This is a genomic window from Lampropedia aestuarii, assembly GCF_004803635.1.
Taxonomy (GTDB): Bacteria; Pseudomonadota; Gammaproteobacteria; order Burkholderiales; family Burkholderiaceae_C; genus Lampropedia; species Lampropedia aestuarii.
Window position 1 is genome coordinate 120132 of sequence record NZ_SSWX01000003.1, and the last position, 26905, is coordinate 147036.

The window sequence follows — 26905 nt, forward strand, 5'->3', positions numbered from 1 at the left end:
GTCAAGCGGGCTGGAACTGGTGGTCTGGCTTCAATAGCCTGGTGTTCCTACTGCTGCTTGATCGGGTTGAGCGCCATTGGTTCACTGGTGGTGCTTTGGCTTTGTGCTGTACTGGCTTTGTCAATGAACGCCACATGCATGCCATGGCCTTGGGCACATTGCTGCCACAGCTGCTTGCGCTCTTGCAGGCGCTGCTGTGCAGCAGCGCCGGTGCCCAGCCGCTCTGCGAATTCAGCGCAATACACCCAGACCCCGGTAGGGCCTTGGGTGGTGGCTTCAAACTGGGCCATCACCGTGCCTTGGGTTTCTTCTTCAGGGGTAGCCGCCAAGTTGAATAACAGCACTTGCAGGCTAGGTGCATTGTCTTGCAAGGTATTGCGGAAATAACCGCTGTGGCCGCTGGTCTCGCCATATTCGAGATTGGGGGCGAATTGCAAGTGCGCGGCAGAGCCAAAGTGCTCTTGCAGGTAGGACTGCAGCACTTGCTGGCGCTGGGCATTCATCGCCATGCTGAATGGGTGCACGAGCACCGTGGTGGTGTCGCTGGAGAAGTCCCGCATGAGTTTTTGGAAATACGGGTTGGCCAGCGGCAGATGCAGGCTGCGTTGCAAACGCAGGATGAGCAGGCCATTGAACAAGGCCAGCAGCATGCGCGGCACGACCACGACCAGGCCCAGCAACAAGCTGTAGGCGAGAATCCACTGCTGCCCGCCTTGCTGATTGCCTGCAGGCCAGGTTTGCAGCAATTGCATTTGGGCCTCACTCCAAGGTGGCATGCCCAGTATTTTTTGCGCTGGCCAAGTTAAAAAATTTACCAACGATTGCATTTGACCTGCATTCAACCAGGTGCTTTCCCAGCCAACGCGGTACTCGGTGAACATGCCGGTGACCCACAGGGCGCCAATCACACCCAAGGCCAGCATGGCCGCACAGACATGCAGCAGGGCTTGGAGCTGGCGCGATTGCTTGCGCTGCAGATACGGACTCCAGTCCTGCAAAAAGGCTTGGTAGATGGCGCTGAGTGCCGGGTCCTTGAATTTGGCCGATGAGCGCGACCACCACAGACCGACGCTTGCAGTGGGGGTGAGCCCGCTGGCGTCCTCTGTGTTGAGGGGGCGCTTGGAGGACGCGATGGCCATCATGCTGCGCACTAGCAAGACCACATACATCAGCACATTCCAGCCCAAGATGGCCAGCAGGGGCAGGGCGATCAGACTCAGGCGGTGTGGCTCAGAGATTTTTTCGCTGGCAAATCCCAGCGCCAGGGCCAGCAGTGGCAAGGCCCATAGCCAGACACTCCAGCGCTGCGCAGGCTTGCGTATGGCAAGCAGGCGCGCCTCGCGCTGGCCACTCAGTTGCAGCAGCAAATCAGCGCGTCTGGCCACCAGCCTCTCAAACTGGCGTTGGTGGTTGCTTTTTTTACCCCGCAGTTCATGCAGGGCTTTTTCTGTGGCCATTCGCACATCATGCTGACTCAATAAACCCGCTGCAGGTGAGGCGGGTGTTTCGATGGCTTTGGCCAACAATACGTCGCGGTACTGTTGTTCATTCATGTGTATGTCAGGCTTGGCGATCAGGTGCCAGCCAAGAATAAAGTTGTGGCTTATGATAATCGCTCTTTGGATAATGAGACGACTATGCCTAAAGCTTCCCCCAGCGCCCTTGAATCTGTCAGCATGGCCGACGAAGGTGTGCCGGTCTCCGTGAAAATTCGCGAACGTTTGAAAGCGCAGAATCGCCGCTTCAATGCCAACGACAATATTGCCGACTGTATTGAGCCCGGTGAGCTTGCGATTTTGCTTGACGAGGTCGAAAGCAAAATGCAGGGCGTGCTCGACAGCATGGTCATCGACACTGCGACCGACCACAATACACTCAATACGGCCCGGCGCGTGGCCAAAATGTATCTGAATGAAGTGTTTCGTGGCCGTTATGTACCGCCGCCAGAGATCACCGAGTTTCCCAATGCCGAGCACCTCAACGAATTGATGATCGTGGGCCCCATTACCGTGCGCAGCGCTTGCAGCCACCATTTGTGCCCAGTGATTGGCAAGATTTGGGTTGGCGTGCTGCCCAATCAAAACACCAATGTGATTGGGCTCTCGAAGTACGCGCGCTTGATCGATTGGGTCATGGGCCGCCCGCAGATTCAGGAAGAAGCGGTGGTGCAGCTGGCTGACTTGATCATGGACCGTACCAAGCCAGATGGCCTGGCGATTGTGATGGAGGCCAGCCATTTCTGCATGTCCTGGCGCGGTGTCAAAGAGATGGACAGCAAAATGCTCAACTCGGTCATGCGTGGCGTGTTCTTGAAAGATGCCAACTTGCGCCGTGAGTTCTTGTCTTTGATTCCAGGCCGCAAAGCCTAAGCGATCGGAGGTCATCACGATGCTAGTTCAATTGATTTATGCCAGCGTCGGCAACAACATGGGTGCTGCTGCCATCAACACCATTGTGGCTCAGGGGCGCAAGCACAATCTGGAGCGCGGCATCACCGGCGTGCTCTGCCACGGCTATGGTATTTTTTTGCAGGCGATTGAAGGTGAGCGGGCGGTGGTCAACCAGACCTATGCCGAGGTCTTGCAAGACGAGCGCCATTCAGATGCTCAACTGCTGTACTTTGCTGAAGTGAGTGAGCGCAGCTTCTCGAACTGGGCGCTGGGCCACGTCAAGCTGGAAAAACTCAATGCGCCGTTTGTGCTCAAATATGTGGAGCGCCTGCCGCTGACTCCTTCGCAAATTTCGGGCGCATCGGCTAAGGCGATGGTGCTGGATTTGGTGGCTACAGCGGCTGTGGGCCATCGTTAATATAGAGGAAATGTGGCTGGGCTGCTGTTACGTCCAGCCCGTTGATCGCTGATCCAGCCAAGGTATTGATCAACAGGCCTGCGCACCCAGGTGGCCTGCAAGGAGCCAAAGCGCTCCAGTAGCCGCCCCGCCAGAGGCGTGGCATGCACCACCAAAACCATCCGGCCATGGCGGCAGTCACTGAAAACAATGGTTGGGTACGCACTGTTTGGCAAAGACTTGCACTGCGCCTGTACATGGATTTGGCAGCAATACCATTCTCCATGCGACTGCGCGGAGATTATGAACAGGTTCTTAGAGCCTGTTCAAAGTCTCGACGCAGTCGCGCAAGGCACAAAAAAGAGGCAGTACAAGACGCCTGTTGTAGCTCATACGTCTGTATGAGCAAAACGGGCAACGCAGTAATGCGCTTTTTTGTGCCTTGCCCTTCGGGTTGGAGCCCAAAAGGCACGCTGCTTTGTTAAAAATCCTCGCCGGGCAGATAGCCCGACTGCGGTTTTTGCCGCGCATCGTATCCTTTTGGGCTCCAACGCGGTCTGCGTGGAGACTTTGAACAGGCTGTTAGGGAAAAGGATAGCCAGCGCGACTGCCAGTTTGGGTCATAATGCGCGTACTACGCAGGGGTACTCACGAGCTACGGTTGTTCACAGCCAAAGCCAGTGGGTTGAGAGAGTCCCTTTGCACCAGTACGGATAATGCCGACGCTGGAAGCGCGTACCGCTACTTACCAAGGGACTACTACGCCCGTGGTGGGTGCTGGTATCCATTCCCGTTCGGCTCCAATTTTTTCACCCTTTGGAGCTTTCATGAACCCCACTTCCCCACAGTCCTCCTCGAGCACGGCCAGCACTTCTGCTGAGCTGCAAGGCACAGCTGCGCGCACTGGTTTTGTGGCCGCCAACGCGGCCGTTGACCGCGCCGCCATCGCGCCTTTGAGCGGCTCGCGCAAGATCTACCAAACCGGCTCACGGGCCGACCTGCGCGTGCCGTTTCGCGAAATCACCCTCAGCAGCACGCCGACGACGTTTGGTGGCGAGACCAATCCCCCCATTACGGTGTACGACACCAGTGGCCCGTATACCGATCCTGATGTTGCCATTGACATCCGCAAAGGCTTGCCAGCAGTGCGCGCCGCTTGGATTGAGGAGCGCGGTGATACCGAGGCCTTGAATGGCCCCAGCAGCCAGTTTGGCCAGCAACGCCTGCAAGATCCGCAGCTAACGGCGATGCGCTTTGGCCTGGTGCGCCAGCCGCGCCGTGCGCGCAATGGCGCCAATGTGACGCAAATGCACTATGCCCGCCAAGGCATCATCACGCCTGAGATGGAGTACGTGGCAATCCGCGAAAATCTGCGCCGTGACGAGTACTTGCAATCCCTGCGCGACACCGGCCCTGAGGGCGAAAAGTGGGCCAAGCGCATGTCACGCCAGCATCCTGGCCAGTCGTTTGGTGCGGCGATTCCGGCGGTGATCACGCCGGAGTTTGTGCGCTCTGAGGTCGCGCGTGGGCGGGCGATTATTCCGGCCAACATCAACCATCCTGAGTGCGAGCCGATGATTATTGGCCGCAACTTTTTGACCAAAATCAACGCCAATATTGGCAACTCGGCGATCAGCTCGGACATCAATGACGAGGTCGAAAAAATGACCTGGGCCGTGCGCTGGGGCGGCGATACGGTGATGGATTTGTCGACTGGCAAACACATCCACGAAACCCGCGAATGGATTGTGCGCAACTCGCCCGTGCCGATTGGCACCGTGCCTTTGTACCAGGCGCTGGAGAAGGTGGGCGGCAAGGCCGAGGATTTGACCTGGGAGATTTTCCGCGACACCTTGATCGAGCAGGCCGAGCAAGGCGTGGATTACTTCACCATCCACGCCGGTGTGCGTCTGCCCTACATCCCGATGACGGCCGACCGCATGACCGGCATTGTCTCGCGCGGCGGCTCGATCATTGCCAAGTGGTGCTTGGCGCACCACCGCGAGAGCTTTATTTACGAGCATTTTGAAGACATTTGCGAGATCATGAAGGCCTACGATGTCAGCTTCTCGCTGGGCGATGGCCTGCGCCCCGGCTCGATCTGGGATGCCAATGACGAGGCCCAGTTTGCCGAGCTGAAAACCCTGGGCGAATTGACCCAAGTGGCCTGGAAGCACGATGTGCAAGTCATCATCGAAGGCCCTGGCCACGTGCCGATGCAGATGATCAAGGAGAACATGGACCTGCAGCTCGACCACTGCCAGGAAGCGCCGTTCTACACGCTGGGCCCATTGACCACCGACATTGCACCGGGCTATGACCACATCACCTCCGGCATTGGCGCGGCCTTGATTGGCTGGTATGGCACGGCCATGCTGTGCTATGTGACGCCCAAGGAGCATTTGGGCTTGCCCAATAAGGACGATGTGAAAGAGGGCATCATCACCTACAAAATCGCAGCCCACGCGGCCGACTTGGCCAAAGGCCATCCGGGTGCGGCGATTCGCGACAATGCGATGTCCAAGGCACGCTTTGAATTCCGCTGGGAAGACCAGTTCAATATTGGCCTGGACCCCGATACGGCGCGTGCCTACCACGACGAAACCTTACCCAAGGACTCGATGAAAGTCGCGCACTTTTGCTCAATGTGCGGGCCCCATTTTTGCAGCATGAAAATCACGCAAGACGTGCGCGCGTACGCCAAGGAAAAGGGTTTGAACGAGCAATCGGCGCTGCAAAATGGCATGCAGGAAAAGGCCATCGAGTTCCGTAAAAAAGGCTCGCAGCTCTACCACGCCGAGTGATGGCACTGGTGTGCCGCTTGCTATCCAAGGCATGCGGCATGCCAATGGGCCTGGCTTGGTGCCTGAACTTAGGCTTAAGGAAGTGCAAGAATGCCATGCGCTGAAGGGTGCTGGCTTGTAGCCTTTGCCCAATGACTTGTCACTGCGGCTGGAGGACGTAGCCCATCCAGCCTTTGAACAGAATTTTCAGAGATGGTTCAGGCGTTGACCAAGACCAGCTTGCCTCGTACCGCACGTTGGCCCATGCGCTCGTAAGCCTTGTGCAGATCACGCATCGGCATCGTGCCGTCCATCACCGGTTTGATTTTGCCCTCGGCGTACCAGGTGGCGAGTTCTTGCAGCATCGCGGCGTTGGCGGCAGGCTCCTTCTGGCTGAACGCGCCCCAGAACACGCCGACAATCGATGCGCCTTTGAGCAGCGGCAAATTCAAGGGCAGGGCCGGTATCGGGCCGGCCGCAAAGCCAATCACCAGATAGCGACCGCGCCAGGCAATCGAGCGGAAGGCTGCCTCGGTGTAGTCGCCGCCGACCGGGTCGTACACCACGTCCGGGCCTTTGCCGTTTGTGAGCGCTTTGAGCGCTTCACGCAGATCTTGCGTTTGGTAGTTGATGGTTTCATCGGCGCCGATTTCCTTGCACAGCGCGCATTTGTCGTCGCTGGAGGCGGCGGCAATCACTTTGGCGCCTTGGGCCTTGGCGATTTGAATGGCTGCTGTGCCTACACCGCCTGCCGCGCCCAGCACCAACACGGTTTCACCGGCTTGCAGGGCACCGCGGTCAATCAGTGCGTGGTGAGAGGTGGCGTAGGTCATGATGAAGGCAGCGGCATCTTCGTAGCTGAAGGCATCGGGCAAGGGCATGCACAGCTTGGCCGCCACGGTCGTGTGCGTGCCAAAACCACCAGTGCCATTCAAGGCGGCCACACGCTGGCCCACTTGCAAATGCGTGACGCCTTCGCCCACGGCTTCAACTACGCCCGCGTATTCAGAGCCGGGCACAAACGGCAAATCGGGCTTCATCTGGTATTTGTTTTGCACAATCAGCAAGTCTGGAAAGTTCAGACTCGCAGCATGGATGCGCACCAGCACTTCGCCTTTGGCCGGTTGCGGGGTGGGCAGTTCTTGCCATTGAAGATTCTCGACCCCAGTGGGGTTTGTGCAAAGCCAAGCGTGCATGGTTGCTCCTGATAGGTAGTGGTTAAGGGCGCAACCAAGCCATTGACAGGCGTTGTACGGCTGCGTGTCTCCACCATCGATTGAACCGCAATTTGCGTGTTAGGGCAGTAACCTATGCATCACCGTATGCGTGGGCGGCACTGTGTTGGGCGATGGCATGCTGATGGTGTTTCTGGCGGCTGTTTTTTGTATGCATACAGACGCAAATGCATGAGAGGCGCGGTATCCGTGTGCTAAGCTTTTTGGATCGGCTCGGCCCCAGCAGGCGTGGGTCAGAAAACCATTTGAAAGCCATTGCGTGGGCGCTGTTTTACCTCTGCCATCACTGCCTGCTGGTCGATCCTGCATTGCGATTGCGGCGCACGCGATACCGTCTGCGGCGGTGCCACGACAGGCACGGCCACAACGTTGCGCACCGTTTCATTGCCAGGTGGCATTCCACTGTGGAGGTGCCACGGCGATACAAGGCATTTGCCCTATAAGGAGAGATTATGTGTACTTCGCTGCTGTATTTTGATGCTGCAAACCATGCGTATTTGGGCCAGACGCTGGAGTTTGCGATCAACGAGGATTTTCAAGTGGCTTTCGTGCCCCAGGGCGAGGACTTCAGCTCCTCGGTGGAGGGTTTTGCCACACTGCAATGGCGCTCTAGCCAGGCTTACTTGGGCATTGCCATGCCCTCGTCGCTGCCAGAGCCAGGCAAGCCATTTGAGGCCAAAGCAATGAGCGTGATTGGCGGCATCAACCAAGCCGGTTTGACTTTTAGTTTGCAAGCCTACCCGCAAGCAGGGGGGCAGGACCCTGTCGCGGATGCCCATGTCGCGATGCTGCGTGCTGCAGATCTGGGCGCTTGGGCTTTGGGCCAGTTCACAACCGTTGCAGAGGTCAAGCAGGCGTTGGAGACCCAAGCCGTTTTCCTCACCGCGCTCGCGCCTTTGGGGGGCTTGAAGACGCCGTTCCACTACAGCCTGCATGATGCAAGTGGTGCGAGCATCGTGATTGAGTTCCACCAGGGCGTGCGTACCGTCTACGACAACCCGGTTGGCGTGATGACGAATGCGCCGCAGTTTGCTTGGCACTTGACGAATTTGAACAATTACACCTTTTTGTCGAATGTCGACCATTCGAAGGCGACTTTTGGCCAGTACGAAGCCGAGCAACCGGGGGCAGGCATTGCCAAGGCCGGCCTGCCTTCGTCCGATACATCGGTGGCGCGTTTTGTGCGGGCAGCGTTCTATGCGCAGTATGCAGAAAAGCAAGACACCCCGGACAAGGCCGTGCAAATGGTGGCCCACATCATGAACAATTTTGACAGGCCACGTGGCATCGCCGTGGATCCACCCAACGAGGGCAGCAGCCACATGCATTTGCAGGGACAAGCCTTGGATGCAGTGCCGACCGAATTCACCTGCTGGACCAGCATCACCGATTTGAGCCGCAAACGTTTGTATGTGCGCGATACCGGCGGTATGAACTATGTCTCAATCGATCTGGAGCAGTTGGCTAAAACTGTGCGAGCTCCACGAGTGATGGCATTGGCGGCACTGGCTCCCCAACCCGCTGACCTCACTGCTGCTTTTGCATGATCAGTCCTTCAACAGCCAGCACTTTGAGCCGTTGTCTCTAATGGTGCTGGATGGCCGTCGCTAGGGTCGCAGCCCTAGCAGGCTGGTTGTGCCGGACATCTACGCCGAGTCTGGCACCAAGCTATTGGAGCGCCAATTGGACAGCGCGTTCGCATGCGTGTGCAAGAGAGGCGCACGATTATGCAGATTGCAGTCGTTTGCGGCTTGCATGATTGGACGCGTGCTTGGCAACGCGCTTACTGTGCTCTGACCGAGTAGCGTTTTTTTCGTCGGCGTGGCCACAAGGCCAGTAGGCCAGGGATGGTCAGCAAGGCCAGTAAGGCATTTGGCAAAGCGCTCATCCAACGCAGCAGCAAGCGTGCGGCATCGCCTTTGTAGGCGATTTTGCTGGCGCGGGCGGAATACTTGATGAAGTTGGTCGCACCTGTGCGCTGCAAAATCTGCAAGCCGCGCTGGCCATAGGTGGCAGCCAGCTCAACGGCTTGGGCGCCATACTGTTGGCTCAACTGCATGGTTTGATTCAGGTTTTTGCCGCTGATGCGCTCCAAGGCCAAGGTGTTTTTGCCATGGATGCGAGCAAACCGCGCGGCGCTGGCCAGTGAGGCTGCATCGTGGGTGCGGGCCAGCAAACGTGCGCCACCAGGCACTTGCGAGAGTGTGGCCACGTTGTTCAGCATGGCTTGCGCTTCCTGCATGCCTGCCAGCGATCGTTGGCGGCGCATTTGCTGCGCAGTGCTGACCAAAGATGTGCTGAGCCAGTTGGGCAATTTATTCAGACGACGCATGGATTTGAGGGTGGTCGTGGCCGTTTTGACCGTGCTGGCCGAGACCGTGACTGCGGTCGAGGCCCCTGCAGTCGGCACGGTGGCCGCAGCGCCGCCGATTTGGGCGGCAGTAGCGGCCACGCCAATGCTGGCTAAAGCGATCAGCACCGGATCGGTTGCCTCATCGTTGGCCCAGCGCCAGCCTTGCACGCCCAGATCGCGCAGATCACCTACCACCATCAAATCACTGACCACAGCCGCAATCTGTCCCAGATCTTCATCGCTTTGGCCTAAGGCCAGGCCTTGACCAATGCTTTTGAGTTGGTACAGGTAGCTGCTGCGCGTATCTTTGATGTGTTGCTGCAGCTGTTGTGCCTGGGGGTTGTGCTTGACATAGTCGTACTCCATGAAGAAGTCCAGGTACTGGTCGGCTTGTGCGAGCTCTTGGCGCTCGACCATTTGCCGCACTTCGGGCAGTGGATCTATGCGCGCAGTAGCCCAGACTTGCATTTGCGCTTTTTGCCACCAGACCATGGCAGCCAGCACGCTGATGCCAATACAGAATAAGCGAAGCAATAGGAACATGTCAGAGCAATAGTGACCAGGCTCAGTGACTGGATGCCGTCAGTTATGGCGAGTTGGTGGCGGGCAACAAATCACTGGGCATCTGATTGGTGAGGGTCAGGACCATGGGGTTGAGCACTACCCCACTGCGCGAGACGGAGTCCAGATTGACATCGAAAGTCGGTATTTTCGCCGGCGATGTGTATAGGCAAATCATGGTGCCGCTGCTGCATTCGTATGGATTTTCCCAGATTGTGACAATCGCCCACTTGTGCAGTGACACAACCCATTGTGATGCAATCTCCTGTGGTGTGTCCTGACCGATAAACAGCACCGAGCAGCTCTGGAGTGTGGCCGCCAGCTCTTGTGGATTAATCGATTGGCTGACCACCGTGCCGTATCGGTTTTGCAGCGGCGTGTATTGCAGGTTGTCTGCGAGGGCAGGGCTGCCTGCAACGCACAGCTTGAGATCAGCGTTGGACGATGGCCATCGCGCATTCTCGATGATGCCATTGACAAGATAGCGCAGCACACGCGTATTGTGAGAGGCGGCTGCCGCTGCGACTGGTGGAGGAGTGTGCAAGCTGTTGACGGAGCCAGAGTCAGTTTGGCTGCCCATGCTGCTGCCTATGGACCCTAGCGACAGGAGCAGGCCCGCAATAGCCTTTTTGGGCAACGAAGAAGCCAGCAAGGACAGTAGGCGGCTTCTCACGTGCTGCTCCCTGCGTGGCTGCTATTGGCCTGTGTGGCTGGGGTGCAATGGCCGCGTGTGTGATGTGTGGCGAATGGGTATGAGGCGAACGGGCATGAGGCGAACCGCAGCGCCAGATGCCCAGCACTGGCCAAGCGGCGAGGACAGCTTTGCGCAACTGCCTGTAATGGCCTGGGCGCGGTCTTGAGCGATTTGCCTTGTTGTTTTTTGGGACCATTACGACGGCTCTGGTCTTCAAACAACGCCTCGCAGCGCATCTCGATACTGTCCCCATCCTTGCAGCCAGGGCTTTGCAGCGCTTTACTGGCTGACACATCCAATGTATTGCTTGCGATGGGGCACGCCTGTCCGTAGCAACGAGGCCATGCCATCGGGTGCTGAGCCGTGCGATCAATTGCCATCGGTAAATGGCCTAGCGAAGAAAACGCCATTGGCAGCAAGTGCATAAAACAAAGGAAGGATACGTAAGGGCTATCCGCAGTACTTTTGCCAGCAGTTCGTAGTCGAAATGGCAATGAAAAGCACGTTTTTTCCAGCGTGTTGCTGCATGCTCAAATAACAGCAAATACAAGCAGCAGGCATTGCCGCAGCAAGGGCCTGCAAGTCTTGCTCCATTGCTGCCATTTTTGCTGTGGCTGCACGCAACTTGGTTGGCGAAGATAAGACTGCGTAAAAGTTTTGATTTTGCGCTTCACGTGCCTAAGTTGTGAAGCCTGCCAGTGCTCCTTTGACTTTGATTGACATTAGTAGATGTTAATTAATGTTAATTTCTCATTGTTTGCAATTTTTTGCAATTTAAAATCGAAGGCCATTGCCTGCGAATGTCCTTCCTGAGGGGCAAACGACCAATGCTTCCATGCGCTCCTATAGTTTCACAGCCTTTGATCGCACAGTTGTATGCCTTGATGGCACTGGTGTGTTTTGTGAGCAGCCAACACAGGCCTTGCTTTGTAGAAGTGGGCCCAGGCAGGTTGCGTGGCCTGTGTTGGCACAGCTCAACTCATAGCGCTGGCGTTGATGTCCAGCACGATGCGGCCATCAATTTGGCCTTTGTGCATGCGCGCAAAGATCTCGTTGATGTTTTCGAGCTTGTCAGCGCTGACAGTGGCTTTGACCTTGCCCTGCGCGGCAAACTCCAGCGATTCTTGCAAATCCAACCGGGTGCCAACGATCGAGCCGCGAATCGTGATGCCTTTGAGCACGGTAGAGAAAATAGGCAATGGGAAGTCGCCTGGTGGCAGGCCGTTCAAGGAGATTGTGCCGCCACGGCGCACCGCGCCAATCGCTTGCTCGAACGCTTTATTCGATACGGCCGTGACGAGAATGCCGTGTACGCCATCGACTTCTTGTTGCAGGAAGTCGGCTGGGTTCGTGGTGCGGGCATTGACCACCAGACTGGCGCCCAGTGTTTTGGCCAGTTCCAGCTTGCTGTCTTCGACATCAATGGCTGCAACGTTGTAGCCCATCGCTTTGGCATATTGCACCGCCAGATGGCCTAGCCCGCCAATGCCAGAGATCGCCACCCAATCGCCCGGTTTGGCATTGAGTACCTTGAGGCCTTTATAGACCGTCACGCCAGCACACAAAATGGGTGCAACTTCAATGAAATCCAAGCCTTTTGGAATGTGGCCAACGTAATTGGGGTCGGCCAGCGCATAGTCCGCAAAGCCGCCGTTGACTGAGTAGCCGGTGTTTTCTTGTTTTTCACACAAGGTTTCCCAGCCTCCCAGACAGTGTACGCAATAGCCGCAGGCCGTGTGCAGCCAAGGCACGCCCACGCGGTCACCTTCCTTGACATGTTTGACGTTTTTGCCAACGGCGGCGACGATGCCCGCGCCCTCATGGCCCGGAATAAACGGTGGATTGGGCTTGACTGGCCAGTCGCCTTCAGCGGCGTGCAAGTCGGTATGGCATACGCCTGATGCGGCAATGTGCACCAAGACCTGGTCGTCATTGGGCGTTGGGATTGGTACTTCCTCAATTTGCAGCGGCTTGCCAAATTCTCTGACAACTGCCGCTTTCATGGTGGTAGCCATTAACATCTCCTCGTCGCATGCTAGCAATGGATACGTCGGCGTCTGCATGCGATCACACGCCGAGTAGTCATGAACAGGCTCTTAGGTCTGGCTTGACTATAGCGATGAAAAAAAACGCCCTGCCAATAGCCCTAATGCGTCACTTGGTTTCGGCTTGTTGGAGAAAACAGAGCCAGATTGTTGACGTGTGTGGCGTGGCGATTGAAGGGCCAGTCAAGCCCGCGTGCAGATTGGATGCGGGAGGGCGATGCTGTCGGCGCACTGCTACCAGCCGCAGGTGTACTGGCGCATTGCCGCAGATGGGGCTGGTTTGTTTAGCAGATCTCACAGGAGTGGATGCGGCGCACACCTGCGGCAGCCATATCGGCCCACGCCTTGGCTACAGAGCCATTCATGTCAATGCCTTTGCAGGCGTCTTCTACCACGCACACCCCAAAGCCAGCCTGGCGGGCATCCAGTGCAGTCCAGGCCACACAGAAATCAGTGGCCAAGCCGCATACATAGCAATCCGTGAAGCCGCGCTCGCGCAAATAGCCTGCCAGACCAGTCGGGGTGCGGCGATCGGCCTCCATGAAGGCGGAGTAGCTGTCAATTTGTCGGTGGTAGCCCTTGCGTATCACCAGCTCAGTACGGGGCAAATGCAGCTGGCCAGACAGGGCTGCGCCATGGGACTCTTGCACACAATGCTCAGGCCAGAGCACCTGCGGCCCATAGGGGAGTTCAATGACGTCGAAGGGTTGATGGCCAGCATGGGTGCTGGCAAATGAAATATGTCCGCTGGGATGCCAATCCTGCGTGGCAATCGTGTGCGGAAATAGGGCCGCTAGTCGGTTGATGGTTGGAATAATCTGATCGCCATTGGCGACTGCTAACGCGCCGCCCGGCAAAAAATCATATTGCACATCGACGACGATCAGCACGCTGCTGGCTAAAGAGGAGAGGGTGTCTGTTGCGGGCATGGGGAGGCTCCAGGTGGGGTGTCAATCAGGCGGTTGTCTGCATGCCATCGCCTGCTTTGCCATAATGCCTTGCTGTACTTGTGCATGCATGGCCGCTGGGCTGTTGCAGCGCTTGCCTAGCAAGCCATGCCACTGTGCAATCTGCATGATTTTGACTTTCTGATGGGATGAAACAACAGTATGAATGCACAATCTTCGCACACGCAATTGCCCGCCAGCCCTATACGCTCATTGTCTCTGCGTTGGCCTGCCTTGCTGGTGGTGCCGTTGGTGATTGGCCTGAGCGGTTGCTCGAGCTTGAACTTTTTCAGCAAATCGGACAAAAAGCAAGCTAGTGTGCCAGCGCAGGTGGCGGCTGGACCGGCCCAGGTTGCGGTCAATGGTGCTGCACGTGATCTTGCGCAGGAGGAGGCCAATCGCGCATTGGTTTTGGCTTTTTACGAAGGTTTTTTTAACCAGCACCAAGTGGATGCAGCAGCAGCTGTAGTGGCCGATGACTACATCCAGCACAATCCTTTTGTGCCCAATGGCAAGGCGGCTTTTGTCGAGTATTTCAGGGGGTACTTCAAAGAGTTTCCAGAGTCACGTGCCCAAGTCATGCGCAGTGCAACTGACGGAGATTTGGTGTATTTGCATGTGCATTCGACCAGTGGCCCAGGCCATCGAGGCGAGGCAGTAGTTGATATTTTCCGCGTCAAGGACGGCCGCATCACCGAGCATTGGGATGTGATTCAGGAGGTGCCTGAGCGTCCTGTCAACACGAATACGATGTTTTGAATGCAGCCCGTTTGAGCGCTGCCTGCCAACTCACAGCAAAGTAAAAACAAAGCCCCTTGAGTCAGGGGCTTTATTGCGTTTTTGCTTGCGTTTACTCTGGCTTATATGTTTCTAGGCGGGCATTTTTAAGGCTGTAGCCGCTCACGCCCATGTCAGAGTCGGTGCGGTTCACGACCAGCTCACCGGTCACCCATACGGCATCGAGTGAGACAAAACCTTTGACTGGCTTGTCCAGTTTGATGTGGATGATTTGATTGGCAGGCGGTGGCGGGGTGTGGATGCAGGCGCCAAAATTGGGCACCAGAAGCAGCTCGGTCAGGCCTTGTTTGCCTTCTTCGAGTGCCACGACATAACCGGGCAGACGGATGTTTTTGCCACTGAAGGTGGCAACCGTGGGGGCTGAGTCCCAGACTTTGCGCATGCGCTCGTACAACTGGGTCGCGCGTGGATCAGAGTCTTCCCAGTCCTCTGCACCTTGCTCCATCAGGTCCAGAAATTCTGTACTTGGATCCCAGTTGGCGGGCACCAAATCGTCCCAAATAATGGTTTGGGCTTTGGCTGCGCTGTTGGCTGCAGCGGGCAACTGGGGCAGCAGGCTCAGGCCAGTGCCCAGTGACAAGGCCATGAGGAGGTAGGCGCTCTGGCGCTTGAGGCTGCGCCCAAGGCGTTGCGGGGTCTGGCTCAAAAAGGTCATGGTGTGAGAGCAATTAGCTAAGTGAGAGTCAATGGGATGAGTGTAGCGTTGACTACCAACGCTGAACTGGGACCTGTTTAAAAGCGTTTGTATTCCGTGCATCAGGCCGGAGGCGAGAGACCATCGACCAGCGACAAACGGTAGGCACGCCAGCCTGGAATCAGGCAGGCCAAAAAACCTGTGCCTAGCAAACCGGCCAGAATCCACCACTGCAATGCCGTGATCGAGGCAAAGTGCAAGGCCAGGCCAAATTGGCTCAGCAGCCACGGCGACAGGGCCAGGCCTGCAGCCCATAGTGTTAAGCAGCCGATGAAGACACCGGCAAAGGTTGCCAGCGCGCCTTCCAGGCTCAACAAACCAATGATATGCAGTGGCCTGGCGCCCACAGCGCGCAGCACTGCCAGTTCACGGCGGCGCTCGTTCAGTCCAGCCAGTACGACAGCCACCATACCCAGCAGGCTGACAAAGGCCACCATGCCAGACATCAGCAGCAGCGATTGTTCACCAGTGCCAATCAAGCGCCACAATTCGTCCATGGCGACACCGGGAAGCACGGCCATCAAGGGCTCAGCGCGGAAATGATTGATTTGTCGTTGCACTGAAAAGACCTGTGCACGCGACTGCAGGCCCACCAACACGGCAGTGACATTTTTAGGTTGCAGGTCCAATGCACGCACTGCTTGGGCATCGACACTCTGGCCGGGCAGGCGCACGCCTGCGCGCCAATCGACGTGCAAGGCTTGCATGGCTTGCAGGCTGATATGCACCGTGCGATCTACCGGGGTGCCAGTGGCGGCCAAAATGCCGGTGACGACAAACGGTTTGTCATCGTGTTCAATCGCGTTGATGGGCCCGCCTGCGCCATGGGTCAGGGTGATGCGGTCGCCCAGTTGGTAGCCGAGCTGGCGCGCCACTTCAGCGCCCAGCATGGTGTCAAACAGGTCTTCAAAGGGCTTGCCTTGCGCCAACTCCAGGCCTTGCTGGTCGCCATAGCGGAAGTGCTCGAAATATGCCCCCGATGTGCCCAGTACTGAGTAGCCGTGGTGCGAATCGCCCAGCGACATCGGAATCACCCATTGGACGCCGCGCATGTTTTCAATGTCTTCGACGCTGCTCCAGCGGATGTTGTTGGTCGCCGCCCCGATGCGAAACACCGAATACAGCAGCAGCTGCACTGGGCCCGTGCGGGCACCGACGATCAAGTCCGTGCCGGATACGGCAGAGGTGAAGCCTTCGCGCACATCGGTGCGGATGCGCTCTACGCCCATCAGCATGAACGCCGACAAGGCAATGGAGAAAACAGTCAGGGACAAAGTGAAGCGGCGGTTCCAGGCACTTTGCCAAGCAAGGCGAATCAAGGCGGTCATAGCTCGAAGAGAGAGGTTCTAGCGCGCAGCGCGTAAGCGCAGGTCGCAATACAAACAGCAGACGATGTCAGGCCGTGGCGGGCACGGCCACCGCGCGGTTGATCTCGGTCAGACTCACTTGGCGCTGAAAGCGCTCAGCCAGCCGCTGGTCGTGGCTGACGAAAATCACCGAGCTATGCGCTGCTGCACAGGCCGAGAGCAGCAAGTCCATGAAGGCATCGCGGCGGTTTCATCCAGTGCAGAGGTCGGTTCATCGGCAATGATCAAAGCGGGCGAGCCAATCAGCGCGCGGGCTGCAGCCACGCGCTGTTGCTGGCCCACAGACAGCGCGCGCGCAGGCAGTTGCCAGCTGGTGTGCGGCAGGTCCATGGCTGCCAGCCAATGTTGGGCTGCGGCCTCCAGGCTGGCATGTTGCAGCAGCGCTGCTTGCGCTCTGGGCGCAGATAAGCGGCAAGGCAGCAGCACGTTGTCCTGCACACTCAAATACGGCAGCAGGTTGAACTGCTGAAAAATATAGCCGAGCTTGCGCGCGCGGTAGCCATCGCGGGCTGAGGCGCGCCAGTCGGACCAGGCATGGCCGTCAACGCGCACCTGTCCTTGCTGGGGTAAGAAGACCCCAGCCATCAAAGACAGCAACGTGCTCTTGCCACTGCCACTGGGGCCATGCAAGAACACGGTTTCCCCTTTGGCAACGCTGAAATCATCAATCAGCAAACAGGGGGCGGTTTGAGTGGGCCAGCGAAACGAGAGTTGCTGAATCTGCAAAATGGCTGAAGTCATTGGTGCGAATGTGGCTGGTTATTTCCAGCTCAAGCGGGTTTGGCCTGATGTGAGCGTGCGGCTGGCTTGGCCTTGCGGCATGGCCATTTGTACGTTGATGGTGTGGATGCTGCTGAACTGTTTGGCCAGCTGCACATCGATCGCATCGAGCTGCTGGATGCTGTCGCAATGCCATTGCCAAGTGACGCTGACGTCGTTGTGGCCATGCGCATGTTTTGCATCATCGTGTTCGTGGTCGCCTTCAGGGCCATGGTCTGCGGCCTGTTGGGCATCGCTGCTGTGTTCAGGGTGGCCATGATCCTTTGCTTTTGTGTCAGTTTCATGACTGTGGACGCTGGCTTTGGCGTGTGCGCTGTGGCTGTCTGCTTCTAAACCGTCAATATCAACGCTCTCTAGCTTGCACGCTGCTTTGGCGTTGAGTGCAAATAGGCTGGGGAGCTTCAATCGATTGATCGCCTCGGCCACGGTTTGCTTTTCGGCAGCCGTATTGGCCGCGTGTTCAAAGCCGGTGATATCGGCTTGCGGCGCAGTCAGTTGCAGCAGCAATTCCTTGCCATCGGCGGCGACATCGAGCTGCACCACGCCATGCACATGGGCGTGTTGTGCTTGGTTGTGTGTATTCTGATCGTGCTCATGCGCCAGTGCGCTGCTTGCATAGCTGATCACCGCCAAAGAAGCGGCCGTGCCTACTGCGCGCAGACTGCGCTGGACAAGGCTGGTGTTTGCGAAAGAAATCAAATGCGTCATGGTCAAGGTACTGAAGTTAGAAGCATGGTGAGCCACATTCGAGAATACTGACTCGCTTTGGACGAGCATCTATTCATGAATACTTGTCCACCATCATAAATGATAACAATAGATCATTAGTGTTTGTTGTAACTCAGGTATCGTGTGGTTTCATCACTGTGTCATCAAGCATGGTCCACAACTTGGGGCGGTGCTTCAGTGCATAGCCATAAAAAAACCCAGCACGCAGGCTGGGTTGTGACGCAAAAGCGGGGGTGATTAGGCGGGTAAGACGGTCGCTTGCACTTGGCCCAAGCCAATGCGTGCTGCACCTTCTGCTTCACACCAGCCGCGCAGAATCAGCGTATCGCCGTCTTGCAAGAACGTGCGCTGCTCGCCATTGGGCAGTGTGATGGGCTGCTTGCCGCCTTGGGTCATTTCCAGCAAGGAGCCGGCTTCTGTGGGCAGTTCGCCGGAGAGTGTGCCTGATCCCAGCAAATCACCAGGCTGCAAATTACAGCCGTTGACGGTGTGGTGGGCAATCAATTGGGCCGCTGTCCAGTACGCGGCTTGGTCAGCGCGGCCCAGGCTCAGGCGAACCGGTGCAAGCCCGGCTGCGTGCATTTGAGCGGTCTGGAGCAGCACTTCAAGGCTGATGGCCAGCTGCCCTTGCGCCTTGTTGTTGGCGCTATCCAAATAGGGCAGCGGTTGTGGGTCGCTTGCTGGACGTGTGAACGGTGCACGAAACGGTGCCAAGGCTTCGTTGGTGACCACCCACGGGGAGATGGTGGTGGCAAAGTTTTTCGCCAGGAATGGTCCAAGTGGCTGGTATTCCCAGGCTTGGATGTCGCGCGCCGACCAGTCGTTGAGCAGTACCACACCAAACAAATGGTCTTCGGCGTCGTCAATCGCAATCGGCTCGCCTTGGGCATTGCCTTGGGCCATGAAAAAACCCAGCTCCAGCTCATAGTCCAGGCGTTTGCTGGGGCCAAAGCTCGGCGCAGCAGCGTCGGGCGCTTTGGTCTGGCCTTGCGGGCGTTTGAAGTCGCTGCCGCTGACGCCAATCGAGGAGCTGCGGCCATGGTAGCCAATTGGCACCCACTGATAGTTGGGCATCAATGGTTGATCCGGGCGAAAGAGTTTGCCTACGGCAGTGGCGTGGTGAATGCCAGTGTAGAAGTCCGTGTAGTCGCCAATGCGGCATGGCAGGCCCATTTCCACATCGGCCTGGGGCGTCAGCAAAGCCTGCCATTGGGCTTGCTTGGCGCTGCCGGTTTGCAGGCCTTCGCTGAGCTGGTTGCGGATGGCCAGGCGCTGCTGGGGCGACAGGGCCATCACTGCATTGAGGTCATCGGTGTCGATCACGTCGGCAGCGCGGGCGTCCAGGATCTGGTCGCCAATGGCCACGCCCAAATGCCAATCGTTTGTGTTGGCGGTTTTGAGGCGGTAGCGGCCCCAGGGCAGGTTTTGAATCGGAAAGTCGCAGCCTGGCTGGTTGGCGGACTCGACCCAGCTGGTGCGGCTGGGGTCATGGCTGGCATTGCGTGTGAGGAGTTGGCTCATAAATGCTTTGTAATGGTTTATTTTTTGTTCGGATTGAAGTGCTTTTTCACATCGAGCCAGCACTGGTGGTAATGGGCTTGCAGTTGTGCGCTGGCCAGCGCCGCTTGGGTTGGGCGAATCACATGGCGAGTTTCAAACATGAAGGCCATCGTCGCATCGACCTTGTGCGGCTTGCTGGTATCGCTTTGGCTGGCTTTCTCAAATGTAGCCGCATCCGGGCCGTGGCCACTCATGCAATTGTGCAAGCTGGCACCCCCTGGGCGGAAGCCATCGGCCTTGGCATCGTACTGGCCCACAATCAAGCCCATGAATTCGCTGGCGATATTGCGGTGAAACCATGGTGGGCGGAAGGTGTTTTCAGCCGCCAACCAGCGTGGAGGGAAGATCACAAAATCAATCGTGTCCACGCCTGGGGTGTCAGACGGTGATTGCAGCACCAGGAAAATCGATGGGTCTGGATGGTCGTAGCTGATTGAGCCAATGGTGTTGAAGCGGCGCAAATCGTACTTGTATGGTGCGTAGTTGCCATGCCAGGCGACCACATCCAGCGGCGAATGGTCCAACTGGGCACGCCACAGGTTGCCGCCGAACTTGGCAATCAAGTCAAATTGGCCCTCGACATCTTCATACCAGGCCACAGGCGTTTGGAAGTCGCGTGGGTTGGCCAGGCCGTTGGAGCCAATCACGCCCAAATCCGGCAGCTGGAAAGGCGCGCCATAGTTTTCGCAAATATAGCCACGTGCATCTGCATCGAGCAGCTCGACACGGAAACGAATGCCGCGCGGAATCACCACGATCTCCTGTGGCTCGGCCTCAATCACGCCGCATTCCGTGGCAAAGCGCAGTCGGCCTTGCTGCAACACAATCAGCAACTCGCCATCGGCGCTGTAGAAAAAGCGCCCTTGCATGGAGCGGTTGATGGCATACAAGTGAATGGCGGTGCCGCTTTGTGCGTGCGGGTCGCCGTTGCCTGCCATGGTGCGCAGGCCATCGATGAAGTCGACTGACTCTTGCTCGCCAGGCAATGGCATTGGGTCCCAGCGCAGTTGGTTGGGCGTCGTGGGAATGTCGAGGTAGTCCTGACTCAGATGGCCGTTGCCAATCTGCTCGAAGGGCGTGTGGGCGGCGCCGGGGCGGATGCGGTAGAACCAGCTGCGGCGGTTGGCGTGGCGTGGTGCGGTAAAGGCCGTGCCTGAAATCTGCTCGGCATACAGGCCGTAGGGGCAGAGCTGGGGCGAGTTTTGCCCGACGGGCAAGGCGCCAGGAAGGGACTCTGTTGCCCATTCATTGGCAAAACCGCTCATGTATTGCAAAGCGGCTGAGGTGGTATGCGCCATTGGTATCTCCTTGGGTGTTTTTGGACTATTGTGCGCATCTGAAAACTATTATCAATAAAGATATTAATATAGTAATTATTTGATTGGTGGATAGTTGGGTCGGCCATTGACCCAGCAAGCTGCAGTGCAGCACAAGGAATGCGATGGTGATGGAGCAGCATTTGCGGCAGTTCGACTTGAATTTGCTATTGGTTTTTCATTGTGTGATGCAAGAGCGCAGCGTTTCGCGGGCAGCATTGGCATTGAATATGTCGCAACCGGCACTCAGTGGCGCATTGGCGCGCTTGCGCCAGGCGACAGGTGATGCCCTGTTTGTGCGTGCAGGGCGTAGTGGCATGCAGCCGACGCCGTTTGCGCTGCAATTGGCCCAGCCAGTGGCGCAAGCATTGGGCAGTATTTCGCAGCGCCTGCGCACCTCGGATGTGTTTGATGCGAGCACCAGCAGCAAACAGTTCACGCTGGCCATGCTGGATGTGGCCGAGTTGTATTTCATGCCGCAATTGGTGGCTTATTGCAGCCAGGTCGCGCCCCATGTGCGCATTGCTGCGCATGCACCCCATGCCAGCCATGCAGCAGTCAGCGGCCTTGGCAGCGTGCAAGAGGCTTTGCGCCAGGGGGCGGTTGATCTGGCCATTGGTGCATTTGAAGACATGCCGCAAGGCGCGATGCAGCAACTCCTGTTCGAGCAGGACTTTGTGCTGATCGCCAGGCAGGGGCACCCGCAATTGCAGCTGCCCGAGGGCCCGCAGGCCAGTACAGCGGCTAAAACCAAGCCTGTGGCTGTGCCCAAGGTGCCACCAGCTGCACTGACAGGCTTGCGCTGTGTCTTGCAGCACCAGCCGCAGGGCAGCTATGCCCACGCGCAGCGCTGGTTGCTGGACGCAGCGGGTAGCCAAATAGCACACCACTATTGCAGCAGTCTGGTCACCGTGCCGTTTGTGGTGGCGCAGTCAGACGCAGTGGCTTTGGTGCCTGCCCAATTGGCGCAGACATACACGGCATTATTGGGTTTGCGCATGGCCCCGGTCGATGGGCTGGAGGCGCGCCTGAAGACGTATTGCTTTTGGCACCCGCAATTCCACCAGGACCAGGCCAGCCGTTGGTTGCGCAGCAGCTTGTTGCAGCTGTTTGGTGGGGTTTGATATTTTTTATTGTGGCGCAGCAGGGCTGCGCCACTCAATGCGTAAATGCCAATGGCTTATTTGGTATTTATTTGGCAATCGCCCGCAAAAACGTCGCCATTTTGGTTTCGGTTTCGCGGATTTCACTGGCTGGGTCAGAGCCTGCCACTGTGCCGGCGCCGGCGTAGAGGCGGAAGACCTGCTTGCCGTCATACTGCCCACAGCGAATTGTCAAAGCCCATTCGCCGTCGCCGTTCTCTTTTTGCCACCCGACAAGGCCCGCAAAGTAATCACGCTCAAACGGCTCCAGTGCTTGAATATGCGCAAAGGCGCTAGCAGTTGGAAAACCGCACATGGCAGGCGTGGGATGCAGTGCCAGGCCCAAATCCAGAGCAGTCATGGCTGGGTTTTTCAGGCGTGCGGTGATGAAGGTCGACAAATGCCACAGCGCATCTGTGCCGATCACGCTGGGGCGCTCCGGGATTTGCAGATCGGTGCAGTGCTCGGCCAGAATGCGTGTAATGTCGCTGACCACATAGCCGTGCTCACGCAGGTCTTTTTCCGAAACTGCCAAGCCGTCTTTGCGCTCTTGGTCAAGCGCAGGGTCGCTGTGGCGCGGAATCGAGCCAGCCAATGGGTTGATGAACACCATATCGCCTTCGCGGCGAACCAGCAATTCGGGGCTGGCGCCCATCATCGCTGCTTGCGAGGCGGCGCCGTCATTCCAGATCGGTAGACTGAAGGTATAGCCGTGGCGATTGCGAGCGAGCAGGTCGCGCAGGATGTGCGCCTGGTCAATCGTGCCAGAGAGGGTGACATCCATCGCGCGCGCGAGGACGATTTTTTTCACATCACCTTGTGCGAACAAATCCAAGGCCTGCTCGACCATTTGGCCATAGAGTTCAGGCGCAGGGACCGGCTGCTTGCTAGTGACAGCAGGACTTGCTGTGTTTGCTGTACTTGGAGTGGGCGTGATGGCATTGGCGTTGGCCGGGCTGGCCACATGCTGTACTTTTTGGGGGATGGTCAGGCTGGCAGCTTGCGTGACATCAAACGGGATCAAGCCAAACAGTACGGCGTTGTGCTGGCCCTGCGCGTTGGCTTGCGCGAACAGTTGCTCAACCAGGCTGGCACTGATGGGCGCATAAGCGTGCAGATCGGCACTGCCATGCTGGCTGCGCAGTTGGTGGGCAGGGGATGCGAAAAACGCATCACGGTTGGCAAAAGCATCCAGCAACCATTCGTTGGAGGCTGGCAGATCGGGGGAAGTGGCTGTAGACATTATCAAACCAATAGACGCTAAGGGATTACTTTTCTGCCAGGTTCAGGCGTTTGATCAGCGGTGTCCAGCGGGCTGCCTCTTCTTGCATATAAGCGGCAAAAGCTTCTGGTGTGGAGGCAGCGGGTTCCATGAACATCGTGTGCAAGCGGGTTTGTACAGCTTCGTTTTGCAGCGCGGCTGTCAAGGCTTGATTGAGTTGGCTTTGTATCTGTGCGTCAATACCGACCGGCGCAATAAAGCCAATCCAGCCAGAGCCTTCAATGCCTGCATAGCCTAGTTCGGCAACGGTGGGTACCTCGGGCAAGAAGCTCAGTCGCTCGGCTGAAACTGCGGCAATTGGCTTGATCCGGCCGTCCTTGATCAAGGGCATCACAGCCACTGGAGGCAAGGCGGCGAAATGGGTCTCGCCCGTCAGCAAAGATGTCACCGCAGCTGGCGACGAAGGGTAGGGCACGTGCAGGGCTTCGCCGCCGGTGCGCTCAAGTAACAGCTCAACTGCCAGGTGTGAGACTGTGCCCGCACCAGTGGACGGGAAGTTGAGTTGCGCATCGGGTGTTTTGGCTGCCGCAATCAAATCCTGCAGGGAATTGATGGGTGAGTCTTTGGGCACGACAAGCACGTTGTATTGGTGAACGGCCAGAGCAATTGGCGCGATGTCTGTGCTGGGGTTATAGGGCAGGTTTTTTTCAATCACAGGGTTATTGACCAGTGGCCCGGTGATGGAGACGCCAAAGGTGTAGCCATCGGGTTTGGCTTTGGCGATTTCGTTGGTGCCAATATTGCCGCTTGCACCAGGCTTGTTGACGATGATGATGGGCTTGCCCAAGGTTTTGCCTGCTTCATCGGCGATAATGCGCGCCATGGTGTCGGGGCTGGAGCCTGGCCCAAATGGCACGATCAAGGACAGGTTTTTACTGGGCCACTGCACATCTGTACTTTGTGCAAATGTGGGCGCGCAAAGGCTTGCGGCGCAAACGATGAAACAAAGGCGTGTGAGCCAGTGCTGCGGTGTCATAGTAGTCTCCAAGGAGCGATGGAATGCGAATCGGTGTGTGCCTGCCTGCGCATGCATGCCTTGGCTAGGCATGCTTGTGATGAAAGGCGCTGTGCATGGCTCTTGGCAGCTTGTTGGCATGTCGCTAGCCACGCGGCATGCATGATAGTCACATATTGCGCACTGTGCTGGCCACGAGGTCGGCTGGTTTGGCAGTTAGGAACTGTTGGCACAATCCTTGGTAGACCGGGATACAAGCGTGCCCTACCAGTTCTACGCCTGCGTTGTACGCCGTAGTCACAACTACAAGCCTGATGTCTGTCAGATCGGGTTGGCGATCCTTAAGAAATTGGATCAGAATGAAATCTTTGCAGAAATGTTGCTTTTTTGCTAATTAATAGTGTTTGCCAAGCCTTCGCATGGCTTGGCAAATGGGACGTTTGGAGCGCTGCTTGCAAGGAGGCGCAGGCCTTAAGCCTGTATGGCACGTGCATGTGGTGCTAAAGCGTCAAAGTAATTTGGCGTCAAATAAGCCCAGAGTGTGCGGGTGATAAGCGCCTGGCAAATGTTAGTTTTCTATAATTTCGCGCTTGTATCAATTGGTGAACATCATGACAGCGCATTCAGATTCAGAACGGGATTCTATGAAGCGCCTTCAGGAAGCAGCTTTTGATGCCGATGACAGTAACGACAGCCAATGGGATGGTGTCGAGCCTTTGACTGCTGAGCAGGCTGAGCAATGGCGCCGCACGCATTGGCAGCCGTCGCCTTGGAAAGTCGTGCAGTGGCAGGCAATTGTTTCTATTGCTTTGGGACTGGTAATTTGGGGGGTTAGCAGGGATTCTGCGGCTATAATCTCGTGGCTTTACGGAACCTTGGCCATTTGGCTGCCAGCCTGCATGTTTGCCAAGGTCGTTGTCAGCAAGCCAGAATTAGGCGTCTTGGTCATGTTCGAGATGCTGAAATTGCTGCTGAATGTGGTGTTGTTACTAATGGCGCCATTGCTGCTTGACAAGGTGGCCTGGGCTTATCTTCTGGGCGCCGTCGTAATAACTGTGAATATGTACTGGATTGCGCCCATTGTGATGGCGCGATACAGGCGTGTGTAGAACGATTGAAAGAATTGACCTATGGCTGCAAACGCTGGAGCACCGACCCCAAGTGAGTACATTGTTCACCACTTGGAGCATTTGACTAACCTGAAGCAAGGTTTTATTGTTGATTTCAAAGTGGTCAACATTGACTCCATTGTGGTTGCATTGGTATTGGGCCTGATTGGTGTATTTGTGCTGGCGCTTGCTGCACGTAAGGCTACATCGGGGGTGCCTGGCAGATTTCAAGCGGCTGTTGAACTTTTAGTTGAAATGGTGGATAGCCAAACCAAAGCCAACATCCACAACGCTGAAAGCCGCAAGTTCATTGCTCCTTTGGCGCTGACTGTCTTTGTCTGGATTTTCCTGATGAACGCCATGGACTTGCTGCCTGTGGATATGCTGCCGCATATGTGGGCAAAGGGTTATGAAGCTACAGGTGGCGATCCTGCGCATGCCTACTTGCGCGTGGTGCCAACGGCTGACTTGTCGACTACCTTTGGTCTGTCGATCGCTGTGCTGCTGTTGTGCTTGTACTACTCGGTGAAAGTCAAGGGTGTGGGTGGTTTTGCCCACGAGCTGGTGACTGCCCCATTTGGTACCTCCAAAAATCCTATTTTTGCGGTGATTTTGGGTGTGGTGAACTTGCTGATGCAAATCATTGAGTACGTCTCCAAAACCGTCTCTCACGGTATGCGACTCTTCGGCAACATGTACGCTGGTGAGTTGGTATTTATGCTGATTGCATTGCTTGGCGGCTACGCAGCACTGTCAATGGGCGGCGCGATGATGGGCATTGGCCACATCATTGCAGGTACGATTTGGGCTGTTTTCCACATTTTGATCATTACGCTGCAAGCGTTCATTTTCATGATGTTGGCGCTCATTTATCTGGGTCAGGCGCACAACGCTCACTAAGACTTGGTTTTTTAAATGGGTGTTCTCGTCTTCTTAATTGAGCGCGCCCTGTTTGTTTCGTTTTCTTTTTTCATCTCCACTAACTGAAGGATAAATCATGGAAATCATCGGCAACATCAACGGTCTGGTTGCTCTGGCTTGTGGCTTGATCGTAGGCTTGGGTGCTATCGGTGCTTCGATCGGTATTGCTCTGATGGGCGGTAAATTCCTGGAGTCTTCTGCTCGTCAACCAGAACTGATCAACGAACTGCAAACCAAGATGTTCATCTTGGCTGGTCTGATCGACGCTGCGTTCCTGATCGGTGTGGCTATTGCTTTGCTGTTCGCATTCGCTAACCCGTTCATTCCAGCAATCTAATTTCATTCAACGCCACGAAGGAGAGGTGTTGCAATGAATATTAATTCGACACTGTTCTTTCAAGCCATTGTCTTTTTGATTTTGGTGTGGTTCACGATGAAGTTCGTGTGGCCCCCAATTGCAAAAGCTTTGGATGAAAGAGCGCTAAAAATTGCCGAAGGGCTGGCTGCAGCGGATAAAGCAAAAACTGAATTGGCATCTGCCAATACCCGAGTTGAGCAACAGTTGGCTGCCTCCAGAAACGAAACGACTTCCTTGTTGGCTGATGCTGAGCGTCGTGCTCAAGCCATCATCGATGAGGCTCGTGCTCGTGCGTCCGTAGAGGCTGACAAGATTGTTGCGCAAGCAAAAGCCGATGCGGATCAGCAAGTTTTGCAAGCGCGTGAAGTGCTGCGTGACCAAGTTGCTACTTTGGCTGTCAAAGGTGCGGAGCAGATTTTGCGCAAAGAAGTCAATGCCTCCGTGCATGCTGATTTGCTCAATCGCCTCAAGGCTGAACTGTAAAAGGGG

At 56.6% G+C, this 26905-nt stretch carries 24 protein-coding genes; 10 read left to right on the plus strand and 14 right to left on the minus strand.

The features are described 5' to 3' along the window. Positions 1 to 47: 47 nt before the first annotated feature. Positions 48 to 1553 (minus strand): DUF2868 domain-containing protein, encoded by a 1506-nt coding sequence (locus tag E8K88_RS03275; RefSeq protein WP_136405221.1) that lies wholly within the window; start codon positions 1551 to 1553, stop codon positions 48 to 50. A gap of 84 nt (positions 1554 to 1637) precedes the next feature. Between E8K88_RS03275 and folE the strand changes: the two genes are divergently transcribed. The 3 genes from folE (at position 1638) to thiC (ending at position 5591) form a co-directional block, all read left to right on the plus strand. After that, positions 1638 to 2369, plus strand: a complete 732-nt coding sequence (gene folE / locus E8K88_RS03280; RefSeq protein ID WP_205880012.1) for a GTP cyclohydrolase I — start codon at positions 1638 to 1640, stop codon at positions 2367 to 2369. A gap of 19 nt (positions 2370 to 2388) precedes the next feature. After that, positions 2389 to 2808, plus strand: a complete 420-nt coding sequence (locus E8K88_RS03285) for a BLUF domain-containing protein (RefSeq protein ID WP_136405222.1) — start codon at positions 2389 to 2391, stop codon at positions 2806 to 2808. An 806-nt stretch (positions 2809 to 3614) separates the two neighbouring features. Further along, positions 3615 to 5591: a phosphomethylpyrimidine synthase ThiC gene (gene thiC, locus E8K88_RS03290; RefSeq protein ID WP_136405223.1), complete on the plus strand. Its 1977-nt coding sequence runs from the start codon at positions 3615 to 3617 to the stop codon at positions 5589 to 5591. Positions 5592 to 5788: 197 nt separating this feature from the next. Here thiC and E8K88_RS03295 read toward each other — a convergent pair whose 3' ends face one another. Further along, positions 5789 to 6766 (minus strand): NADPH:quinone oxidoreductase family protein, encoded by a 978-nt coding sequence (locus tag E8K88_RS03295; RefSeq protein ID WP_136405224.1) that lies wholly within the window; start codon positions 6764 to 6766, stop codon positions 5789 to 5791. Between the two features lie 491 nt (positions 6767 to 7257). Between E8K88_RS03295 and E8K88_RS03300 the strand changes: the two genes are divergently transcribed. Continuing rightward, entirely contained in the window at positions 7258 to 8352 is a 1095-nt protein-coding gene (locus E8K88_RS03300; protein ID WP_136405225.1) for a linear amide C-N hydrolase, read from the plus strand. Between the two features lie 236 nt (positions 8353 to 8588). Here E8K88_RS03300 and E8K88_RS03305 read toward each other — a convergent pair whose 3' ends face one another. From E8K88_RS03305 to pncA, 4 genes are all read right to left on the minus strand, one after another. Beyond that, on the minus strand, positions 8589 to 9701 hold the full coding sequence (locus tag E8K88_RS03305) for a hypothetical protein (protein WP_136405226.1): 1113 nt from the start codon (positions 9699 to 9701) through the stop codon (positions 8589 to 8591). A gap of 43 nt (positions 9702 to 9744) precedes the next feature. Beyond that, on the minus strand, positions 9745 to 10299 hold the full coding sequence (gene yfiR, locus E8K88_RS03310; protein ID WP_136405227.1) for a regulatory sequestration protein YfiR: 555 nt from the start codon (positions 10297 to 10299) through the stop codon (positions 9745 to 9747). A gap of 1088 nt (positions 10300 to 11387) precedes the next feature. Next, positions 11388 to 12428, minus strand: coding sequence for an alcohol dehydrogenase AdhP (gene adhP, locus E8K88_RS03315; protein WP_136405228.1), 1041 nt, complete (start codon positions 12426 to 12428; stop codon positions 11388 to 11390). A 314-nt stretch (positions 12429 to 12742) separates the two neighbouring features. After that, the gene (gene pncA / locus E8K88_RS03320; protein ID WP_136405229.1) at positions 12743 to 13387 is read right to left on the minus strand and encodes a bifunctional nicotinamidase/pyrazinamidase; all 645 of its coding nucleotides are present in this window, start codon (positions 13385 to 13387) and stop codon (positions 12743 to 12745) included. A gap of 336 nt (positions 13388 to 13723) precedes the next feature. Here pncA and E8K88_RS03325 point away from each other — a divergent pair, with 336 nt between their 5' ends. Beyond that, positions 13724 to 14164 (plus strand): nuclear transport factor 2 family protein, encoded by a 441-nt coding sequence (locus E8K88_RS03325; RefSeq protein WP_240754306.1) that lies wholly within the window; start codon positions 13724 to 13726, stop codon positions 14162 to 14164. Positions 14165 to 14255: 91 nt separating this feature from the next. On the opposite strand, the gene E8K88_RS03330 is transcribed toward E8K88_RS03325, so the two are convergent. From E8K88_RS03330 to hmgA, 6 genes are all read right to left on the minus strand, one after another. Beyond that, complete coding sequence (locus tag E8K88_RS03330) at positions 14256 to 14858, minus strand: DUF3299 domain-containing protein (RefSeq protein WP_240754292.1); 603 nt, start codon at positions 14856 to 14858, stop codon at positions 14256 to 14258. A 101-nt stretch (positions 14859 to 14959) separates the two neighbouring features. Further along, positions 14960 to 16225 (minus strand): ABC transporter permease, encoded by a 1266-nt coding sequence (locus E8K88_RS03335; protein ID WP_136405231.1) that lies wholly within the window; start codon positions 16223 to 16225, stop codon positions 14960 to 14962. Positions 16226 to 16390: 165 nt separating this feature from the next. Beyond that, positions 16391 to 17005, minus strand: coding sequence for an ATP-binding cassette domain-containing protein (locus tag E8K88_RS03340; protein WP_338092863.1), 615 nt, complete (start codon positions 17003 to 17005; stop codon positions 16391 to 16393). Positions 17006 to 17023: 18 nt separating this feature from the next. Further along, positions 17024 to 17752 carry a ZrgA family zinc uptake protein gene (locus E8K88_RS03345; protein WP_168797236.1) on the minus strand — a complete coding sequence of 243 codons (729 nt, stop codon included), beginning with the start codon at positions 17750 to 17752 and terminating at the stop codon, positions 17024 to 17026. A 258-nt stretch (positions 17753 to 18010) separates the two neighbouring features. Next, a complete protein-coding gene (fahA, locus tag E8K88_RS03350; protein WP_136405233.1) occupies positions 18011 to 19294 on the minus strand; it encodes a fumarylacetoacetase in 1284 nt (427 codons plus the stop codon). Positions 19295 to 19311: 17 nt separating this feature from the next. After that, positions 19312 to 20631 (minus strand): homogentisate 1,2-dioxygenase, encoded by a 1320-nt coding sequence (gene hmgA, locus E8K88_RS03355; protein WP_136405234.1) that lies wholly within the window; start codon positions 20629 to 20631, stop codon positions 19312 to 19314. Between the two features lie 149 nt (positions 20632 to 20780). Here hmgA and E8K88_RS03360 point away from each other — a divergent pair, with 149 nt between their 5' ends. Further along, positions 20781 to 21773 (plus strand): LysR substrate-binding domain-containing protein, encoded by a 993-nt coding sequence (locus E8K88_RS03360; RefSeq protein ID WP_168797237.1) that lies wholly within the window; start codon positions 20781 to 20783, stop codon positions 21771 to 21773. Positions 21774 to 21840: 67 nt separating this feature from the next. Here E8K88_RS03360 and E8K88_RS03365 read toward each other — a convergent pair whose 3' ends face one another. Together E8K88_RS03365 and E8K88_RS03370 are read right to left on the minus strand one after the other, a co-directional pair. Further along, on the minus strand, positions 21841 to 23034 hold the full coding sequence (locus E8K88_RS03365) for an isochorismate synthase (RefSeq protein WP_136405236.1): 1194 nt from the start codon (positions 23032 to 23034) through the stop codon (positions 21841 to 21843). 25 nt (positions 23035 to 23059) lie between these two features. Beyond that, positions 23060 to 23962: a Bug family tripartite tricarboxylate transporter substrate binding protein gene (locus E8K88_RS03370; protein WP_240754293.1), complete on the minus strand. Its 903-nt coding sequence runs from the start codon at positions 23960 to 23962 to the stop codon at positions 23060 to 23062. Between the two features lie 710 nt (positions 23963 to 24672). On the opposite strand from E8K88_RS03370, the gene E8K88_RS03375 reads away from it, so the two are divergent. The 4 genes from E8K88_RS03375 (at position 24673) to E8K88_RS03390 (ending at position 26899) form a co-directional block, all read left to right on the plus strand. Next, positions 24673 to 25137 carry a hypothetical protein gene (locus E8K88_RS03375; RefSeq protein WP_136405238.1) on the plus strand — a complete coding sequence of 155 codons (465 nt, stop codon included), beginning with the start codon at positions 24673 to 24675 and terminating at the stop codon, positions 25135 to 25137. 21 nt (positions 25138 to 25158) lie between these two features. Then, entirely contained in the window at positions 25159 to 26037 is an 879-nt protein-coding gene (gene atpB / locus E8K88_RS03380; RefSeq protein ID WP_136405239.1) for a F0F1 ATP synthase subunit A, read from the plus strand. A 106-nt stretch (positions 26038 to 26143) separates the two neighbouring features. Next, positions 26144 to 26395: a F0F1 ATP synthase subunit C gene (atpE, locus tag E8K88_RS03385; RefSeq protein ID WP_136405352.1), complete on the plus strand. Its 252-nt coding sequence runs from the start codon at positions 26144 to 26146 to the stop codon at positions 26393 to 26395. Between the two features lie 33 nt (positions 26396 to 26428). Further along, positions 26429 to 26899 carry a F0F1 ATP synthase subunit B gene (locus E8K88_RS03390; RefSeq protein ID WP_136405240.1) on the plus strand — a complete coding sequence of 157 codons (471 nt, stop codon included), beginning with the start codon at positions 26429 to 26431 and terminating at the stop codon, positions 26897 to 26899. The last annotated feature ends 6 nt before the right edge of the window (positions 26900 to 26905 follow it).

Coding starts and splice junctions, on each gene's coding strand:
- E8K88_RS03275 (WP_136405221.1), bottom strand. CDS start 1,553: ATGAATGAACAACAGTACCGCGACGTATTGTTGGCCAAAGCCATCGAA.
- folE (WP_205880012.1), top strand. CDS start 1,638: ATGCCTAAAGCTTCCCCCAGCGCCCTTGAATCTGTCAGCATGGCCGAC.
- E8K88_RS03285 (WP_136405222.1), top strand. CDS start 2,389: ATGCTAGTTCAATTGATTTATGCCAGCGTCGGCAACAACATGGGTGCT.
- thiC (WP_136405223.1), top strand. CDS start 3,615: ATGAACCCCACTTCCCCACAGTCCTCCTCGAGCACGGCCAGCACTTCT.
- E8K88_RS03295 (WP_136405224.1), bottom strand. CDS start 6,766: ATGCACGCTTGGCTTTGCACAAACCCCACTGGGGTCGAGAATCTTCAA.
- E8K88_RS03300 (WP_136405225.1), top strand. CDS start 7,258: ATGTGTACTTCGCTGCTGTATTTTGATGCTGCAAACCATGCGTATTTG.
- E8K88_RS03305 (WP_136405226.1), bottom strand. CDS start 9,701: ATGTTCCTATTGCTTCGCTTATTCTGTATTGGCATCAGCGTGCTGGCT.
- yfiR (WP_136405227.1), bottom strand. CDS start 10,299: ATGGGCAGCCAAACTGACTCTGGCTCCGTCAACAGCTTGCACACTCCT.
- adhP (WP_136405228.1), bottom strand. CDS start 12,428: ATGGCTACCACCATGAAAGCGGCAGTTGTCAGAGAATTTGGCAAGCCG.
- pncA (WP_136405229.1), bottom strand. CDS start 13,387: ATGCCCGCAACAGACACCCTCTCCTCTTTAGCCAGCAGCGTGCTGATC.
- E8K88_RS03330 (WP_240754292.1), bottom strand. CDS start 14,858: ATGACCTTTTTGAGCCAGACCCCGCAACGCCTTGGGCGCAGCCTCAAG.
- E8K88_RS03335 (WP_136405231.1), bottom strand. CDS start 16,225: ATGACCGCCTTGATTCGCCTTGCTTGGCAAAGTGCCTGGAACCGCCGC.
- E8K88_RS03340 (WP_338092863.1), bottom strand. CDS start 17,005: ATGACTTCAGCCATTTTGCAGATTCAGCAACTCTCGTTTCGCTGGCCC.
- E8K88_RS03345 (WP_168797236.1), bottom strand. CDS start 17,752: ATGACGCATTTGATTTCTTTCGCAAACACCAGCCTTGTCCAGCGCAGT.
- fahA (WP_136405233.1), bottom strand. CDS start 19,294: ATGAGCCAACTCCTCACACGCAATGCCAGCCATGACCCCAGCCGCACC.
- hmgA (WP_136405234.1), bottom strand. CDS start 20,631: ATGGCGCATACCACCTCAGCCGCTTTGCAATACATGAGCGGTTTTGCC.
- E8K88_RS03360 (WP_168797237.1), top strand. CDS start 20,781: ATGGAGCAGCATTTGCGGCAGTTCGACTTGAATTTGCTATTGGTTTTT.
- E8K88_RS03365 (WP_136405236.1), bottom strand. CDS start 23,034: ATGTCTACAGCCACTTCCCCCGATCTGCCAGCCTCCAACGAATGGTTG.
- E8K88_RS03375 (WP_136405238.1), top strand. CDS start 24,673: ATGAAGCGCCTTCAGGAAGCAGCTTTTGATGCCGATGACAGTAACGAC.
- atpB (WP_136405239.1), top strand. CDS start 25,159: ATGGCTGCAAACGCTGGAGCACCGACCCCAAGTGAGTACATTGTTCAC.
- E8K88_RS03390 (WP_136405240.1), top strand. CDS start 26,429: ATGAATATTAATTCGACACTGTTCTTTCAAGCCATTGTCTTTTTGATT.